Raw genomic sequence first — 14,286 nt, forward strand, 5'->3', positions numbered from 1 at the left:
GTGACCCTCACCAGCAAGCAGGAGTCCGTGCCCGCCTCCTCCGGCACCCCGACCGTCGTCCGGGTGCGCAACGCCTCCAAGCGCTTCGTCATCCGCAAGGACAAGTCGTTCAAGGAGCGGATCGTGAACTTCGGCCGCGGGCGCAAGCACCGCGACGAGTTCTGGGCGCTCCGCGACGTCGACCTCGAGATCCCCCTGGGCTCGACCGTCGGCCTCATCGGCGCGAACGGCTCGGGCAAGAGCACGCTCCTCAAGCTCATCGGCGGCATCGTGCAGCCGACGACCGGCACCGTGGAGCGCCGCGGACGCCTCGCCGCGCTCCTCGAGCTCGGAGCGGGCTTCCACCCCGACCTCACCGGGCGCGAGAACGTCTACCTCAACGGCGCGATCCTCGGACTCTCGCGCAGCGAGCTGGACAGCAAGTTCGACTCGATCGTCGACTTCTCCGAGATCGCCGAGTTCATCGACACCCAGGTCAAGTTCTACTCGTCGGGCATGTACGTGCGGCTCGCCTTCGCGATCGCGATCCACACCGATCCCGACCTGCTGCTGGTCGACGAGGTCCTCGCCGTCGGCGACGAGCCGTTCCAGCGCAAGTGCATGGACCGCATCCGCGCCTTCCAGCGCGCGGGCAAGACCATCGTCCTGGTCACCCACTCGCTCGAGCAGGTCGGCGAGCTCTGCGACCGCACCATCGTCCTCGAGAAGGGCACCGTGGTCTTCGACGGCGAGACCTCCGAGGGGCTCCAGGTCCTCCGCGAGAGCTTCGAGGACCGTCGGGCCGCCCGCCAGGAGCGCGAGGCCGAGGCCGCCGAGGCCGCGGACGAGCCCGCCCCCCAGCTGATCGAGATCCTGGGCTGCCGCCTGCGCGGCGGGTCCATCGAGCACGGCGGCACGGTCGTCCGCAGCGGTGAGACCCTCGAGTTCGACGTCACGGTGCGCACCAGCCGCCCGGTCGACGACTGGAACATCGGGATGGGCATCGACACTCCCCTCGGCCAGCGGGTCTTCGGGACCAACACCGAGCGCATCGGCACGCCGCTGAGCGCGGTCGATGGAGAGATGACGGTCACGTTCACCCTCCCCGACCTGCACCTCGGCGCCGGCAACTACGCCGTGCACGCCTCCTCTGCCACCTTCTCGCAGGGCGAGACCATGCGGATCCCGGTCGCCGCGACCTTCACGGTCGAGCGGGCCTCCGTGCACGACGGCGTCGTCGACATCGACTCCACCGTCCGCCTCAGCAGGCCGTGACCGCGCGGCGCCGCCGCCTCCTGGTCGACGCGACCGCCCTCGCGGCGCCGCGCCTGACCGGAGTCGGCCGCGTCCTGCTCGGCCTGCTGCACGCCCTGGACACCGACGCGACCGCCGCGGAGGTCGAGGTGCTCCTCGTCGTGCCGGCGAGCGAAGCGGGCTCGCTCGAGCGCTTCGGCTTCCGGACCCTGCGCGTCCGGCCGGTGCCGCTGCCCCGGCCGCTGTGGAGCGCTCTGACCCGGCTGCCCGCGCCGGGGATCGACCTCCTGCTCGGCCGCGGCGCCTACTTCTTCCCGAACTTCCGGAGCTGGCCGCTCGCCCGCTCCCGCTCGCTCACCTTCGTGCACGACGTCTGCTTCGCCGTGATGCCCGAGCTCGTTCCGCGCGAGCGCCGGGAGCTGCTGTCGCGGTCGGTGCCCCGGTGGATCCGGCGCAGCGATCTGGTCCTGACCGGCACCCCGTCCTCCGCGGCGGAGGTCGAGAGCGCTCTGGGCGTCGCTCCCGCGCGCGTCCGCGTGCTGCCGACCACGATCGACGCCGACCTCTTCCACGCCCGCGGCGAGGAGGAGGTGGCGCGGGTCCGGGCGGAGCACGGCCTCGGGTCCTATCTGCTCTTCGTCGGATCGATCGAGCGCCGCAAGAACCTCGTCACCCTGGTGGACGCCTACCGGCAGGCCGAGCGGCCGGAGGGTCACACCCTGCTCCTGGTCGGCGGGGACGGCTGGGACAACGGGGACGTCCACTCCGCTGTCGCGCGCGCGGTCGCGGCCGGAGCCGACGTGCGCTTCGCCTCCTCCTACGTCGCCGACGAGGATCTGCCGGCCCTGCTCACGGGCGCCGACGCCGTCGCGATGCCCTCCTGGCACGAGGGCTTCGGCCTCCCCGCCCTCGAGGCCGTCGCCTGCGGCACCCCGGTGCTGGCGGCCGACATCCCCGGCCTCCGCGACGCGCTCGCCGGACGGGAGTCCACCGCCGTCTTCATCGACCCGGCGGACCGCACCGGGTGGACGACCGCGATCGGAGCGGCGCTGCGCAGCCCTCGGCGACTCGCACCGGAGCCGATCCCGGGGTGGGACCGCACCGCGCGGCGCCTGCTCGAGCTGGCCTTCGACGACCGCTGATCAGCGCTGGGTCGTGAACAGCAGCCAGCGCCCCGAGCCGGACGCGACCTCGGGCTCGACGTCCCCGGTCGCCGCCTCGACGTAGGCCCGCCAGCCGTCGGGGTCGTCGGTGTAGCCGGCGGTGTCCACGTAGACGGCGCAGGCGCCGCTGCCCGCCACAGCGCTGGCGAATGCGGCCGGGTCGTCGACGTCGCCCCAGACGTCCCAGCCGTAGGTGCCCTCCACCGCCCCGTAGCTCCAGCGCAGGCGTCCCTCCTCCGTCGCGAGGTACGGCAGCGCCTCGTCGTAGTCGGAGAGCGCTCCGATCCGCCCGCTGTCGGGGAAGCTCTTCAGGGGGAGCTCCACCACTCCGCAGCCGTCGTCCAGCTGCGCGTCGGCCTCCGACACGAACGAGCGCATCTCGGAGTCCTCGGTCGGCGCGATCGGGACCGCGGCCGATACCCCGGCCAGCTGATCGACCACCGCGATCGCAGCGAGCAGCGCCGCCACGAGGATCCGGATGCCGCCGCGGGCCGTGATCCGGTCGAGCAGGAGCGCGAGCACGCCGAGGACGAGGACCGCGATGACGATCGACATCCGCGCCCATGCCCGGATCGTCGGCCCCGCCACCAGCGAGACCACGACGCCCAGGCCCGTCACCGTGTAGAAGAGGAGCGCGGCCAGCGTCGCCACGGCGAGGACGCGCACGCGGGCGTCCGAGAAGAAGCGGCCGACCGCGGTCGCACGCAGCGCCCGCCCGCCGCCGAGCGCGGTGATCGGAAGCGCCACGAGCGTGATCAGGAGCGCGACGCTGGCGAGGATCGAGAACCCGGGCGGCTCCGTCGTCGGCGCCACGCCGGACTGGCCCGCGTAGGTGTTCAGCAGGCCGTACCCCTGCGGCAGCCCGGTCCCCGACCAGGGCAGGCCCAGCAGCACGAGCTTGCCGGCGTAGGCCTCCGACTCCCCCACGGTCCGCGACGTGAAGTACGGGCTGTAGCGCTCCCCGAAGTCGAGCGAGAGCAGCAGCAGCGAGAGCCCGACGAACACGCCGAGCGCGACGAACGGCACCGACGAGACCGCGAGCACGCGCAGCCGCTCGCGGGAGAGCAGCCCGGCGGCCGTGCTCACCGCCCAGGTCGCTCCGAGGACCAGGACCGCGAAGACGTAGTAGTAGCCGCCCGTGCTCGCCACCAGGAGCCCGAGCACGACTCCCGGGACGACGGAGCGCAGCACCCGGCTCCTCCGCGTCGCGCCCCGCTCGGCCCAGGCGCGGAGAGGATCGGTGCGCGGTCCGGCGACCATCAGCACCATCACGCCCACGAGCGGGATCGCCCAGTAGTTGGCGAGGAACGCGTGGCCGAAGCCGATCCGGAGGAAGTGGTAGGGCAGCAGCGACAGCAGGACCGCGGAGAACGCCGCGACCCAGGGCCGCGTGCGCAGGGCGCGGAAGAACACGTAGCCGGTCACGGCGACCGTCGCGAACGTGCCCAGGTAGAAGACGTTCAGGAGCGTCGTCCCGTCGCGCACCAGGAGGGCCAGGACCGAGACGGCGAGGGCGGAGGCGACGTCGAACTGCGCGCTGAAGAACGCGTTGAAGCCGTCGGGGAAGCCGAGCGCCGCGTTGCCGTCGAACGGGAACGCCTGCGTGGCGCTGGTGAAGAGCGTGTAGTGCAGGATCTGGTCGTCCCCGCCCACGGTCCAGCGGGCCGTCAGGTCCTGCGGCCCGATCCCGAGCGCGAGCACGGCGGCGACGACCGAGACGAGGGCGGCGCCGAGGGCCCACCCGAGCTCGACGAGCGTCCGGCGCCGCCGGCTCGCCGTCCGCGGGCCGCGCGTGTCAGTAGCCGCGCTCACGGCGCTGCTCCTCCACGCTGCTCTGGACGATCCTGTTCAGCTCGGTCTCGCCGTCGGTGCCCGCGTAGTCGTAGATGTCGAACCCCCCGCAGGCGACGATATCGGAGGGATCGCCGAGCGTCCCGCGCGCGAGCCCCGCCCAGTCGGGCGAGCGGTCGGCCAGGACGAAGCTGTACTGCCGGTCGCGGTAGTCGCTCAGGTTGTTCATCCAGAGCTGCACCGTGAAGTCGAAGTTGACCTGCTGGACGTGCAGCGAGGCCGGCCCGTAGAGGTCCAGGGGCCGCGTCGACCAGAACGAGCCGACGCCCGCGAGCTCGTGGCCGTCGATCCAGCGCTCCAGGCAGCCGGCGTCCGGGTCCGATCGCGCGCCGGCCGCCGCCGAGGCGACCGCCGCCGTGGCCGGCACGGCGGCGACGACGAGGCCTGCGGCGGCCAGCGGGGCCACGACGCGGACGACCGGCGCCAGTCGTGTGCCCGCGTTCCGCCGGTGCGCCGCCGCGGCGCCGATCAGCGCGATCACGACCACGGTCGCGGTCACCGGGATCGGCATCAGGTAGCGGCTGACCGAGCTGCCGGTGAAGACCTGCACCACCAGGAGCACCGCCGTCTGCGCCGGCAGGAACGCGCACACCGCGAAGCGCGCACGGGCCGCCTCGTCGAGGGCGGCCCCCCGCGCGACGCGGGCGGCACCGGCCACGACGACGGCCAGGGCGGCCAGCAGCAGCAGACCCAGCAGCGCCACCTCGAGCTTGCCGATCAGCGGCGCCTTCAGCACGAGGAACTGCACGATGAGGTCGTCCAGGGCCGTCCCGGCGAGCGGCAGCCGGAGGTACCCGCCGGCGTCGGTCCCGATCAGGAAGCCGAGCGGGATCCGCAGTGCGGCTCCGAGCGCCGCGGCCCCGAGGACCGTGCCCGCGACGACCAGCACCGCTCGGGGAGCAGCCAGAGCGAGCATCAGCAGCACGACGAGGACCACCAGCAGGGGGCCGACGAACTGCACCAGGAGGAGCGGATCGGAGAGGGTCGTCGCGGCGACGGCCGCTCCGACCAGGAGCAGCGGGCGCGCGGCCGGACGGCGCTCGCGCAGCGCGCCCAGGGCGACGGCGAGCCCGGCGAGGCCCGTGAGCACCGCGCCGTAGTAGTAGGTCGTCAGGAGGAAGGTGGTCGCCAGGGCCCCCTCGTTGTTCAGCGCGCGGCCCTCCGTCAGGCAGAGCGCCAGCAGCACGGCGATGCCGGCGAGCGCGGCGGCGGGCCGCAGCCGGCGGTGCCGGGCCGCGACGAGTCGGCGCGCGAGCATCCGGAGCACTCCGTAGAGGAGGACGACGTTGAGCACGGCGTTGACCGCGAGCGCCGCCGCGGGATCGCCGCCGGTCAGCAGCCACGCGACCCCGAAGACGGGGAGCTCGGGGAAGAGGAAGAGCTGGCTCGTCATCACCCAGGCCGCGGGGCGGCCCTCGGCGAAGGACTGCAGGATCAGCGGCAGCGCCAGCGAGTCGCCGTCGCGGAAGAGCAGCGGCCGCCACGGCGTGCCGACCATGAAGCCGAGCACGAGCAGGGTCCCGCTGACGACGACGGCGAGGGCGGCGAGCTCGAGGAGGGCCCTCCGGGTCCGAGGGGATCCCGTCGGACCCGCCGTCACCGGTGCTTCCCGCCGAACCGGATGGCCAGGACGAGCAGGAGGTTCTTCAGGAGGGTGTCGCTCGGGATCTTGGAGTTGCCGACCGTGCGGTCGAGGAAGACGATCGGGATCTCCTTCACTCCGCGGGCCCGGCGCAGCGCCCGGTACTTGAGCACGATCTGGAAGCCGTAGCCGGCTGCGCGGATCGTCTCGAGGTGGAGGGTGCGCAGGAGGTCCGCGCTGAAGAGGTTGAAGCCGCCGGTCCAGTCTGTGATCTTCGAGCCGAGGAAGAGGCGCGTGTAGAGGTTGCCGCCGCCGCTCAGCAGCTTGCGGTCGAGCGTCCAGTCGGGAGTGCCCCCGCCGGCGATGTAGCGGGAGGCGACCACGAAGTCGGCGCCGCCGCGCACCTCCCGCAGGAAGGCGTCGATGTAGTCCGGGTCGTGGGAGAGGTCGGCGTCCATCTGCAGCAGGTAGTCGTAGCGGCGCTCGGCCGCGAGGAGGTGCTGGAAGGCCCAGATGTACGCCGCGCCGAGCCCCTCCTTCTTCTCGCGCGAGAGCACGAGGACCTCGAAGGTGTCGGATCCGAGCTCGGCCGCGAGCTCGCGCGCGCGGTCGGCGGTGCCGTCGGGGGAGCTGTCGTCGATGACGGCGACGGTCACGTGGAAGTCGGGGTTGCGGGACGCCGCGAGCGCGACCCGCGGCAGCGCCGTCGCGATGTTCGCGACTTCGTTGTAGGTGGGGACGACGACGGCGAGGGTGCGCATGAGGCGGGGGGATCCGTTCTTCCGGTGCACCGGCTGACCGGTGAGAGCCCTGCGAGTATAACGAGGCGGTGCTCGCGAGCCTCCGAGCGCGCCCCGCGGCCCGCCGCCCGCCGCCCGCCGCCGCACCGTCCGCGCACTCTCTCAGGAACATGGCACCGGCCGTTCGACCGCCCGGCGGGGGTCCGCGGTTACGATGGTCGACAGTGCACGGCGGTTCACCCCTTGTTCGCCTGCCCCGATGGACGCCCGTCGGAGCCCGACGGTCGGGCATCGACGCCAGAGGGGGACGGGAAAGAGCACCGCAGATGAAGAGACTCCTCGAATCGCAGAAGGTCCGATTCCTCATCGCGGGATGCACCAACACGGCGATCGACTTCCTCATCCTCAACACGCTCGTGCTCCTGCTCGGTCTGCCGACCCTCCTCGCCAACGTCTTCTCCGTCCTGGTCGGCATCACGATCTCGTACGCGCTGAACCACTTCTTCGTCTTCCGCCACCCGGGCAGGGTCTCGGTCGCCACGTTCGCGAAGTTCTTCCTCGTCACCGGGTTCAGCTCGCTGGTCCTGCAGTCGGCGATCATCTACGGCTTCGAGGTCTTCTTCGACACCCGCTTCGGCAACTCGCTGCTCTTCCTCCCCAGCTCCGGCGAGAACGCCTTCCTCGCGATCAACATCGCGAAGGCCGTCGCCGTCCTCGTGGGACTGGTGTGGAACTTCTGCATGTACAAGTTCGTCGTCTTCCGCCGTCCGGCGCACGACGCGCTGCCCGCGATCGAGACGGTCTCCCCCGCCGCCGTGGCCGTCAGCACCGAGCCCGTCGACATCGTCCGCTGAGGGCCCCCGGCTCCCGGGCACCGCTCGAGCCGCGTGCTAGCCTCGTCGAGTTCTTCCGACGGGGCACTCCTCCCGTCGACGCCGCACCACCCGGAGGCTCTCATCGCCCGCTCGACGTTGCCCATCGCGGTCGTCGTCGTCACCCACTTCTCGGGTGAGGTCCTCCGCGCGTGCCTCGAGTCGGTGCCGGAGGCGACGGAGCACGACGTGCGCATCGTGGTGGTCGACAACCTGACCACGGACGACTCCGTCCGCAGCGTCGTCGAGCGACTGCCGCAGGTCGAGTTCCACGAGACCGGGCAGAATCTCGGCTACGGCCGGGCCGTCAACTACGCGGTCGACCGCCTCGGGCCCGAGGTCGAGTGGATCCTGGTGACCAACCCGGACACGGTCTTCCTCCCCGGCTCGATCGACGCCCTCTACGCCGCCGCGTCGGCGGACGACCGGATCGGCTCGATCGGTCCCCGCATCCTCGATTCCGACGGCACGATCTACCCCTCCGCCCGCGCTCTGCCCTCGCTCGGCACGGGCGTCGGGCACGCCGTCTTCGCCCACGTCTGGCCCGGCAACCCGTGGTCGGCGACCTACCGGCGCTCGCGCGCGGTCGAGACCCTGCGCCACGGCCGGATGGAGGCGGGCTGGCTCTCCGGCGCCTGCGTGATGGTGCGCCGCACGGCCTTCGAGGAGATCGGCGGCTTCGACGACCGCTACTTCATGTACTTCGAGGACGTCCAGCTGGGCGACTCGCTCGGGCAGCGCGGGTGGACCAACGTCTACCTCGCCGACGCGGTCGTCTCGCACCTCGGCGGGCACTCCACCCGCCTGGCCTCGGCGCGGATGCTCGCGGTCCACCACCGCAGCGCCTACCTCTACCTCGCGCAGAAGTACGGGGCCTGGTACCAGGCGCCGATCCGCGCGGCGGTGCGCGCCGGGCTGGGCGCCCGGGTCGCGCTGATGCGCCTGCGCTCGAAGAGCTGATCCGCCCCCGCCGGGCGGGAGCCGGGCCGCCCGTCCACCGGATCGGCGGTCAGGACGCGGAGTCGAGCTCCGCGTAGAAGGCCCGCGCTTCGTCCCAGGTCGGCAGCAGGCCCTGCGCCTCGGCCTCGGCCAGTGTCGGTGCATCGGTGTCCTTCGGCGAGAGGAGCAGCTCGCCGGCCTCCTCCGGGAAGCGCAGGCCGATCTGCTCGTCGAGCGGGTCGATCCCCTTCTCCCGCACCGGATCGAAGGTGGCGTTCACGAGGTACGAGACCACGGCGCCCTCGGTCAGCGCCACGAAGGCGTGCGCGATGCCCTCGGCGATGTAGACGGAGCGGCGGTCGACGTCGTCCAGCAGGATCGACTCCCAGCGCCCGAAGGTCGGCGACCCGACGCGCACGTCGATCACGTAGTCGAGGACCGCGCCCGAGAAGCACGAGACGTACTTGGCCTGCGACGGCGGGATCTGCGCGAAGTGGATGCCGCGGACGGTGCCGCGGCGCGAGACGGACGTGTTGCCCTGCCGGAGCGAGAGCGGGTGCCCGACCTTCTCGGCCAGGCGGTCGAAGCGGTAGAACTCGTAGAAGACCCCGCGATCGTCGGGGAACTGGCGCGGAGTCACTTCGTAGACGTCGGGGATGTCGAGCTCTCGGATCTGCACGGTGGCCAGTGTAACGACGGCGTCTCACGGGCCCGCGACGCCTCCGCGCCACGCGGTGCCGGGCCGGTGCGCCGACCGTCGACCGGCGGAGGGCTCGGGCATGATGAGGAGGTGACCTTCCTCATCACGGGCGCCTCCGGCATGCTCGGCACCGACCTGCGCGCGGCTCTCGGCTCCCGCCCCAGCACCGCCCTCGGCCGCTCCGACCTCGACGTGACCGACCTCGACGCCGTGCGCGCCGCCGTCGCGGGCCACGACGCCGTGGTGAACTGCGCCGCGTACACCCGCGTCGACGACGCCGAGACCGACGAGGAGGAGGCGCACCGCGTCAACGCCGTCGGAGCGCACAACCTCGCCCTCGCCACCGCCGAGACGGGAGCCGCGCTCGTCCAGGTCTCCACCGACTACGTCTTCGACGGCTCCGCGACGACCCCCTACTCCGAGGACCACCCCCGGAACCCGATCTCGGCCTACGGCCGCACGAAGGCCGAGGGCGAGCGCCTGGTGCTCGAGGCCAACCCGAAGCGCGGCTACGTCGTCCGCACGGCCTGGCTCTACGGCGAGCACGGCGGCAACTTCGCGAAGACGATGGTGCGACTGGCGGGCGCGCACGAGACGCTGACCGTGGTCGACGATCAGCACGGCCAGCCCACCTGGACCGCCGACCTCGCCGCGCGCCTGATCGAGCTGGTCGACGCGGGCGCCCCGGCCGGCGTCTACCACGGCACCGGCTCGGGCGAGACGACCTGGCTCGGCTTCGCCCGTGCCGTCTTCGCCAAAGCGGGACTGGATCCCGAGCGCCTGCGCCCGACAGACAGCGGCTCGTTCGTCCGCCCCGCTCCGCGTCCCGCCTACTCGGTCCTCGGCCACGACGGCTGGAGCCGCGCGGGCCTGCCGCCACTGCGCTCCTGGCAGGACGCCCTCGCCGCCGCGCCCCTCGAGGCGGTGACCCCGTGACCACCACCCTCCGCGTCGTCGTCGACCAGATGCTCGCCCGCGTCCCCGGCGGCATCGGCCGCTACACCGAGGAGCTCACCCGCGAGCTGATCGCGACGGCTCCGCGCGACTGCGAGGTGGAGGCGGTCGTCTCCGCCCACCCGCCCGAGAAGGAGGAGGAGCTGCGCCTGCGCCTGCCCGGCCTCGCGCGCATCCACCGGCTGCCGCTCGGGCGCCGCGAGCTCTCCCGCGCCTGGCAGTACGGGATCGCCATCCCGGCCGGCGGCGGCATGATGCACGCCCCGAGCCTCTTCGCCCCGCTGCGCAGCCACGACGGGAGCGAGGGCGAGCAGATCGCCGTCACGATCCACGACACGGTGCCCTGGACGCACCCCGAGACCCTCACCCCGCACGGCGCGAAGTGGCACCGGGCGATGGCCAAGCGGGCCCGGAAGCACGCGGACGCCGTCGTCGTCCCCACCCACGCCGTCGCGCACCAGCTCTCCCAGCTGATGGACTTCGGCGACCGGCTGCGGGTGATCGGCGGAGCCGTCGGCTCCGGCCTGGTCGTCCCGGAGGACGCCGACCAGCGCGCCGCAGCGCTGGGGCTCCCCCCGGAGTACGTGCTGAGCGTCGGCACGCTGGAGCCGCGGAAGGGCCTGGTCTCGCTGATCGCGGCCTTCGGAGGAGTGTCCGCGCCGGCGATCCCGCTGCTCCTGGTCGGCCCGACCGGGTGGGGCGACCTCGACGTGGCCTCCGTCGCCGACGAGCAGGGCCTCGACGAGACGCGCGTGCGCGCGCTGGGTGTCCTCAGCGACGCCGATCTCGCCGTCGTCCTCTCCCGAGCCACGCTCTTCGTCTATCCGAGCATCGCCGAGGGCTTCGGCCTGCCGGTGCTCGAGGCGATGCACTTCGGGGTGCCGGTGGTGCACTCCGACGACCCCGCGCTGATGGAGGTCGCCGCGGACGCCGGCGTCGCCGTCGAGCGCGGCGACGCGAAGGACTACCCCGACCGCCTCGCCCTGGCCATGAGCAGCGTGCTCGCCGACACCGGGCTGCGCGAGCGGATGTCCGTGGCCGGCCGCGACCGGTCCCGCGCCTTCAGCTGGCGCGACTCCGCCGAGCGCGTCTGGGCGCTGCACGCCGACCTCTGAGGCGTGCGGCACCCGGCCGGCTACTGCGCGGAGTCGCCCGACAGTCCGGCGCTCACCAGCGAGTGCACGACGTCGTAGTCCGGGTCCTCCGGGTCGACCGCCGGCGGGACCAGCTCGATCGGATCCACCGGCTGCGACTTCGTCTTGAGCCCCAGCTGCACGAAGTAGCCCAGCATCCCCTGCGGGACGTCCGTCTTGATGACCTGGGAACCGGCGGACGCGACGTCCTGGAACTTGGCGAGCACGTTGCCCGGCTCGAACTGGGCGAGCAGCGCCTCCTGCACCTGCCGCTGGCGCGCCATCCGGTCGTAGTCGCTCGTGGTGTAGCGCGAGCGGGCGTAGGCGAGGGCCTGCTCGCCGTTGAAGTGCCAGTGCCCGGGATCGATCCACTGGTTGACGCCCTGCATCACGCCGTCGGAGTCGGGCAGCCCGCCCAGCGGCAGCGGCTCGTCGGCCACGTAGTCGATGTCGATGCCGCCGAGCGCGTCGATCAGCTGGGCGAAGCCCTCCATGTCGATCAGCGCGTAGTACTGGATCCTCAGATCGAGGATGCCCTCGACCGCGTCGCGCATCGCCTCGATGCCCGGCTCGCTGCCGTGGTCGACGGCGTCGGGATAGAGCTCCGGGTGCTTCAGCTCGACCTCGGTGTAGACCGAGTTGAGCTTGCAGACGTCGACGGCGCAGTTGTCGGTGTCGTAGCCGTCGGGGTAGAGCTCGTGCATCGGGCTGGTCTCGGGGAACGGGAAGTCGACGAACTCGCGCGAGACCCCGATGATCGAGGCCTTGCCGCTCGACGCGTCGATGCTGACCACCGAGATGCTGTCGGGGCGCAGACCGTCTCGGTCCTCCCCCGCGTCGCCGCCGAGGAGCATCACGTTGTAGCGGCCGTCGATCGGCTGCTCGATCGCTCCGCCGCCGAAGATCGACGACAGCGTCCCACGGGTGACGCCGAGCAGGTAGGTGCCGTAGGCGGTGGTGCCGACCGAGACCGCTATCAGCGCGATCGTCGCGAAGGCGAGCACGCCGCGCATCCGCGGGCGCACGCGGACCACGCGGATCAGGCGGAGGGTGTCGAGCGTCAGCACGGCCCAGACCACTCCGTAGACGACGAGCGCCGCCTGGAGCGCGAGCATCGAGAGGTCGAAGGTCGCGAGCGTGTAGAGGCCGGTCGGGAAGACGAAGTAGAGGAGCACCGCGACCAGGAGGGCGACCCAGAGCCCGAGGGTGAAGCCGAGCCCGAGGCGCCCGAGCCGCCGGTTCCCCGCCAGGACCTGAGCGGACCCGGGCACCAGGAGGTTGACGATCAGCAGCCACCACGCCCGCCGCGTCATGAAGGCGCGGGAGGCGACGTCCGGGTGCCGCAGCGGCAGAGCGACGGCCGTCACAGGCCCGCCACCAGGGCGTCGTTCTTCGCGGCGACCTGCACCTCGAGGTCGGCGGCGAAGGCGTCGAGCGCTGCGGAGAGGGCGTCGTCCGCCGTCGCGAGGATCTTCACCGCGAGCAGTCCGGCGTTCCGCGCTCCGCCGATGGAGACGGTGGCGACGGGGACGCCCGCCGGCATCTGCACGATCGAGAGGAGGGAGTCGAGCCCGTCCAGGCGGGCGAGCGGGACCGGCACTCCGACGACGGGGAGCGAGGTCACCGCGGCGAGCATGCCGGGGAGGTGGGCGGCTCCGCCCGCTCCGGCGATGACGACCTTCAGGCCGCGGCCGCGGGCCTCGCGGCCGTACGCGATCATCGCCTCCGGGGTGCGGTGCGCGGAGACGACGCGGACCTCGTGCGCCACGCCGAACTCGGCGAGGACGGTGGACGCCGCCTGCATGACGGACCAGTCCGAATCCGAGCCCATCACGACGCCGACGAGCGGCGCGGGCCCGTTCACGAGCGTGTCCTCGCTCACGAGAGGGCTCCGGCAGGGGTCGGGGAGGTCGGCTGGCTCGTCACGGCGACCATCGTACGGGTCAGTCCGTGAGAACGGCCGCCGCCGCGCGAGCCTCGTAGACCACGAGGTCGAGGTCGTCGCCGGTGGCGTTCACGTGCCCGACCTTGCGGCCCGGTCGCGGCTCCTTGCCGTAGTTGTGCACCTTCACGCCCGGGTGATCGGCGAGCACCCGCGGGTAGCGGTCCGTCAGCGACTCCCCCACCGGGCCGCCGAGCACGTTGACCATCACCGTCCACGTGTCGCGGCACCCCGTCGCGCCGAGCGGCAGGTCGAGGACCGCGCGCAGGTGCTGCTCGAACTGCGAGGTGGTCGATCCGTCCATCGTCCAGTGGCCGCTGTTGTGCGGGCGCATGGCCAGCTCGTTGACCAGGATGCGGTCGTCCGTCGTCTCGAACAGCTCGACGGCCAGGACGCCGGTGACTCCGAGGCTGTCGGCGATCGTCTGCGCGATCTCGGCCGCGGCGGCCGCGAGCCGACCGGCTGACGCGGGGGCCGGAGCGATCACCTCGGCGCAGACGCCGTCGCGCTGCACCGACTCCACCACGGGCCAGAGGATGCTCTCGCCGGAGGGGCGCCGGGCGACGAGCTGCGCGAGCTCGCGGCGGAAGCCGACCAGCTCCTCGACCAGGAGCGAGCCGCCCCGGCCGTCCTCGGCGAGGGCGGTGAACCAGTCGTCCGCCTCGTGGGCGCCGCGCACCACGCGCACGCCCTTGCCGTCGTATCCGCCGCGCGCGGTCTTCACCACGGCGCTGCCGCCGTGCTCGGCCAGGAACTCCCCGAGCTCCTCGGCGGAGGAGACCTCGGCCCACTCGGGCACGGGCACGCCGAGCTCGGTCAGGCGGCGCCGCATCATCAGCTTGTCCTGCGCGAACAGCAGGGCGTCGGGGCCGGGGTGCACGGCGACGCCGCGGGCGACGAGCTCGCGGAGGATCGGCTGGGGAACGTGCTCGTGGTCGAACGTGACCACGTCCACGGTCTCGGCGAAAGCGAGCACGGTCGCCTCGTCGCGGTAGTCGCCGACCCGTGTCGCGGCGAGCGCCGCCGGGGCGCCCTCGCTCTCGGCGAGCACGGCGATCTCGATGCCGAGCTCCACCGCCGCGGGGATCATCATCCGAGCGAGCTGGCCGCCCCCGATCACGCCGACGCGCATGGCGCTCCTCCGTCTCCGCCCGCTGGCGCGGGGCGGCTCCATGCT

The 14,286-nt window shown here is 72.7% G+C and carries 13 protein-coding genes; 6 read left to right on the forward strand and 7 right to left on the reverse strand.

Going from position 1 to position 14,286, the window contains the following annotated elements; all coding sequences use genetic code 11:
* Together C5D08_RS00415 and C5D08_RS00420 are read left to right on the forward strand one after the other, a co-directional pair.
* Positions 1–1,254 carry an ABC transporter ATP-binding protein gene (locus C5D08_RS00415; RefSeq protein ID WP_244229465.1) on the forward strand — a complete coding sequence of 418 codons (1,254 nt, stop codon included), beginning with the start codon at positions 1–3 and terminating at the stop codon, positions 1,252–1,254.
* Entirely contained in the window at positions 1,251–2,375 is a 1,125-nt protein-coding gene (locus tag C5D08_RS00420) for a glycosyltransferase family 1 protein (protein ID WP_104275323.1), read from the forward strand. The genes C5D08_RS00415 and C5D08_RS00420 overlap by 4 nt, the downstream gene beginning before the upstream one ends.
* Here C5D08_RS00420 and C5D08_RS00425 read toward each other — a convergent pair whose 3' ends face one another.
* From C5D08_RS00425 to C5D08_RS00435, 3 genes are read right to left on the reverse strand one after another with little or no spacing between them, the layout of a single operon-like run.
* On the reverse strand, positions 2,376–4,208 hold the full coding sequence (locus C5D08_RS00425) for a hypothetical protein (RefSeq protein WP_104275324.1): 1,833 nt from the start codon (positions 4,206–4,208) through the stop codon (positions 2,376–2,378).
* The gene (locus tag C5D08_RS00430) at positions 4,192–5,847 is read right to left on the reverse strand and encodes a hypothetical protein (protein WP_104275325.1); all 1,656 of its coding nucleotides are present in this window, start codon (positions 5,845–5,847) and stop codon (positions 4,192–4,194) included. The genes C5D08_RS00425 and C5D08_RS00430 overlap by 17 nt, the downstream gene beginning before the upstream one ends.
* A complete protein-coding gene (locus tag C5D08_RS00435; RefSeq protein WP_104275326.1) occupies positions 5,844–6,590 on the reverse strand; it encodes a polyprenol monophosphomannose synthase in 747 nt (248 codons plus the stop codon). The genes C5D08_RS00430 and C5D08_RS00435 overlap by 4 nt, the downstream gene beginning before the upstream one ends.
* A gap of 305 nt (positions 6,591–6,895) precedes the next feature.
* Between C5D08_RS00435 and C5D08_RS00440 the strand changes: the two genes are divergently transcribed.
* Together C5D08_RS00440 and C5D08_RS00445 are read left to right on the forward strand one after the other, a co-directional pair.
* Complete coding sequence (locus tag C5D08_RS00440) at positions 6,896–7,423, forward strand: GtrA family protein (protein WP_104275327.1); 528 nt, start codon at positions 6,896–6,898, stop codon at positions 7,421–7,423.
* A gap of 117 nt (positions 7,424–7,540) precedes the next feature.
* Positions 7,541–8,401 carry a glycosyltransferase family 2 protein gene (locus C5D08_RS00445; protein WP_258065035.1) on the forward strand — a complete coding sequence of 287 codons (861 nt, stop codon included), beginning with the start codon at positions 7,541–7,543 and terminating at the stop codon, positions 8,399–8,401.
* A 49-nt stretch (positions 8,402–8,450) separates the two neighbouring features.
* Here the strand turns inward: C5D08_RS00445 and C5D08_RS00450 are convergent, their stop codons facing one another.
* On the reverse strand, positions 8,451–9,059 hold the full coding sequence (locus C5D08_RS00450; RefSeq protein ID WP_104275328.1) for a dTDP-4-dehydrorhamnose 3,5-epimerase family protein: 609 nt from the start codon (positions 9,057–9,059) through the stop codon (positions 8,451–8,453).
* A gap of 111 nt (positions 9,060–9,170) precedes the next feature.
* Here C5D08_RS00450 and rfbD point away from each other — a divergent pair, with 111 nt between their 5' ends.
* Together rfbD and C5D08_RS00460 are read left to right on the forward strand one after the other, a co-directional pair.
* Complete coding sequence (gene rfbD / locus C5D08_RS00455) at positions 9,171–10,016, forward strand: dTDP-4-dehydrorhamnose reductase (protein WP_104275329.1); 846 nt, start codon at positions 9,171–9,173, stop codon at positions 10,014–10,016.
* Positions 10,013–11,149 (forward strand): glycosyltransferase family 1 protein, encoded by a 1,137-nt coding sequence (locus C5D08_RS00460; protein WP_258065036.1) that lies wholly within the window; start codon positions 10,013–10,015, stop codon positions 11,147–11,149. Before rfbD ends, C5D08_RS00460 begins: the two co-directional genes overlap by 4 nt.
* Before the next feature lie 20 nt (positions 11,150–11,169).
* Here C5D08_RS00460 and C5D08_RS00465 read toward each other — a convergent pair whose 3' ends face one another.
* The 3 genes from C5D08_RS00465 to C5D08_RS00475 all read right to left on the reverse strand — a co-directional run bounded on the left by C5D08_RS00465 (position 11,170) and on the right by C5D08_RS00475 (position 14,241).
* Positions 11,170–12,534 carry an LCP family protein gene (locus C5D08_RS00465; RefSeq protein WP_258067155.1) on the reverse strand — a complete coding sequence of 455 codons (1,365 nt, stop codon included), beginning with the start codon at positions 12,532–12,534 and terminating at the stop codon, positions 11,170–11,172.
* Entirely contained in the window at positions 12,531–12,998 is a 468-nt protein-coding gene (gene purE / locus C5D08_RS00470; RefSeq protein WP_104225651.1) for a 5-(carboxyamino)imidazole ribonucleotide mutase, read from the reverse strand. The genes C5D08_RS00465 and purE overlap by 4 nt, the downstream gene beginning before the upstream one ends.
* A 112-nt stretch (positions 12,999–13,110) precedes the next feature.
* Positions 13,111–14,241 carry a 5-(carboxyamino)imidazole ribonucleotide synthase gene (locus C5D08_RS00475; protein ID WP_104275330.1) on the reverse strand — a complete coding sequence of 377 codons (1,131 nt, stop codon included), beginning with the start codon at positions 14,239–14,241 and terminating at the stop codon, positions 13,111–13,113.
* Positions 14,242–14,286: the final 45 nt, after the last annotated feature.

It is taken from the genome of Rathayibacter sp. AY1B6, from assembly GCF_002932755.1.
Classification (GTDB): domain Bacteria; phylum Actinomycetota; class Actinomycetes; order Actinomycetales; family Microbacteriaceae; genus Rathayibacter.